The 2,604-nt window shown below is 30.6% G+C and carries 4 protein-coding genes; 1 reads left to right on the forward strand and 3 read right to left on the reverse strand.

Going from position 1 to position 2,604, the window contains the following annotated elements; translation table 11 throughout:
* From O0V13_RS21345 to O0V13_RS21355, 3 genes are all read right to left on the reverse strand, one after another.
* Positions 1-200: hypothetical protein (locus O0V13_RS21345; protein WP_268037045.1), on the reverse strand; the 200-nt coding region annotated here is incomplete at its 3' end.
* Positions 201-226: 26 nt separating this feature from the next.
* On the reverse strand, positions 227-463 hold the full coding sequence (locus O0V13_RS21350; protein ID WP_268037046.1) for a hypothetical protein: 237 nt from the start codon (positions 461-463) through the stop codon (positions 227-229).
* 92 nt (positions 464-555) lie between these two features.
* On the reverse strand, positions 556-882 hold the full coding sequence (locus O0V13_RS21355; RefSeq protein WP_268037047.1) for a hypothetical protein: 327 nt from the start codon (positions 880-882) through the stop codon (positions 556-558).
* Between the two features lie 351 nt (positions 883-1,233).
* Between O0V13_RS21355 and O0V13_RS21360 the strand changes: the two genes are divergently transcribed.
* Positions 1,234-2,550: a HEPN domain-containing protein gene (locus tag O0V13_RS21360; protein WP_268037048.1), complete on the forward strand. Its 1,317-nt coding sequence runs from the start codon at positions 1,234-1,236 to the stop codon at positions 2,548-2,550.
* Positions 2,551-2,604: the final 54 nt, after the last annotated feature.

Below are 2,604 nucleotides of genomic sequence, written 5' to 3' on the forward strand. Positions count from 1 at the left end.
AATTGTGCTGCTGTAGTTGTACTGATTGCACCAATTGCTGCTAGAGGTGCAGTAACTTTTAAAGAAAGATCTGAGCCAATAGAAGAAAGCTTTCCTCCAAATCTTTTAACTGCCTTCTCACTAGAATCAAGTGCTGCATTTAATCTTCTGTTATCGGCTCCAATAAGTACATTGAGGTAGGCTATAGTTTTCCCTGCCATTATGAAAAAGTTTAAAAAATGAGGGATTACCCCACTTGATACTTTTTCTTAAGTCTTGTAGGGATTCCTAAAAGTTGAATGTTGTTTTTGATCTGTTCTGGGGTTAAGGCAGGTGCTTCTTGTTCCCAGTTAAATCTGTAAAGCTGCTTTGGCTTTCTGATTTTAGAATTGTGAATTGCTACAATGTGATAGTTGATCAACCTGTTTTCTTCTAGCTGTAGCTTGAGGTTTGAGTAACTGAATGCTTCAAATTCAGATACCACATTAAAAAGTTCTTTGTCTTCCAGATTCCAGAAATCAGAAGGTGAAAGCTTGATGACACCTACACAGTAACCAAACAGCTTATAAATGTCTATTACTTTTTTTTTGCTGGTTCTTCAGCTTCAACTGCAGTTCCTAAATTGAAAAGTTCTTGAAAAAGCTTTGAGTTATCCTTGTAAAGCAATTCTGCATCATGCTCTTCCATTTGGTCTATGAGTTCATAGAATCCTACTAGGTCTAAAGGACAATCAATTCGTTTGTAAAAGTAACCTGCAACTATACAGCTATAAATGTATTCTAGGATATCAGAAGCTAGTGAAGGGTTGTAAGGCCTTTTGTTTCGGTCTTCAAAGTCCTTGTAGCTGTATGAAGACTTCCTGAATTCAAAGGTTTGATCTAAAAGTTTGATTTTGGTATTCATGGTAAAAAAGATTGATTCCAATCTATTTACTTTTTTCATTTAACCTTGTGGCAAATATTAAATTAATTTAGTAGTATCAATTTTTATAATATCTTAGAAAAAGAAACATCGAAGGTCATTTTCTTCAAAGTACGAATCAAAAAAATCATTAGGAAATGATTTTGAACTTGGTAAGGTTTTCAGATAATCTGAGCTTCAAAAGCTTGGAGGACTTAATCTATTAGGTTAAAAAAAATATACTTTAATAAAGGTATTATGATTTGCAAGACTTAGAGGTCTTTTTGAATCAAATCTTAAACCCAACGGTAACAAAATTAAAATCAACACATTAAAGATCTAAAACTTTTTAAGATGATAACTATTGAATACTTACTACCTTTTGACACTAAAGATGGAATCTGTAAAGACATCCCTTCATTCAAATCTGTAATCACTTCAAATTCAAGCTTTAAAATTTCAAATAATCAAATCCAATTCAATAGGTCAAACTACACTTTTTCAGTTAAACAATCAGATGTTGAAGATCAAAATTGCTCAGTTTTTCATGTAACCTTTGAAACAGGTAGGACGACCGAAAAATTCAGAGAAATGCTTAATGTATTTCGAAAGACAATCGGTGTTCACTTACAAGATAAAATTCAAATAGTTTGGGATGGAATATCTTTCGAATGGTCTAAAGAATTGTATCCAAAAATCTATCAGATTGAAAACTCTATGCGAAAGCTTATTAGCAAATTTATGTTAACTAAGCTTGGAATTGGATGGCATAATGATTCAGTTCCGAAGGATGTAAAAGAATCCATAAAAGATTCATCATACAAACAATCACACAGTATTTTATATGAAGTTGATTTCATTCAATTATCCAATTTCTTATTTAAAGATTATGCATTAAAAAAATCTGAGAATTTACCAAAACTTTTAAGCAAAGTCATTGAAGGAGAAATCAATGATAATGAGAAGAAGGAAATCCTTGCACATATTCCTAAAAACAATTGGGATAGATATTTTTCTAATCTTGTCAAATTAGAATCTGATCAGTTTAAGAAAAAATGGGAACAATTATACCAAATTAGAATTAAAGTTGCTCATAACAAATCCATGAAGATAGAGGATTATAAAAAAGGAACTTCTCTTTGTGACGAATTAGAAAAAATAATAAATAGTGCTTTAAATAAGATTGACAATATAGAAATACCAAATGAAGAAAAGGAAAACATTTCTCTACAAACAATTGGAACTTTAAATCAAAAAACTGAAAAATTTGTAACCGACTATTTAAAATTTAATGATTCTTTAATTGACGGCCTTTCTCTTTATTCTGATAAATATAAAAATTTTGGCCTTATCACCGATCCAATTTCCTCATTAAAAAATTCAGATGAGATTATTGGATACAATACTGAATTCAAATCTGAGCTTTCTAAAATATTAGGTTATAAAGATTTATTGACTAGTGGAGAAGCCTTTCCTTCAATTTATGGCCTTGATATTGACAGTTCAATATTTAACAGCGCCATTAAAAACTTTAAGTTTGATTTAGAACACAACAAAATTGATCTAGAAAAATTAAACACCAGTTTAGTTGAATCAACGAGTTTGAAAGGGATTGACAAATTTCCTCCTGAAATATTATTTCCGAAAAAAGAAGATGAAGAAGGCGAATAGTAATTACACTAATTAATTTTCATAAAAAAAGGTGCATTTCTGCACCTTTCTAAC

This window comes from Algoriphagus sp. PAP.12, from assembly GCF_026652115.1.
Classification (GTDB): domain Bacteria; phylum Bacteroidota; class Bacteroidia; order Cytophagales; family Cyclobacteriaceae; genus Algoriphagus.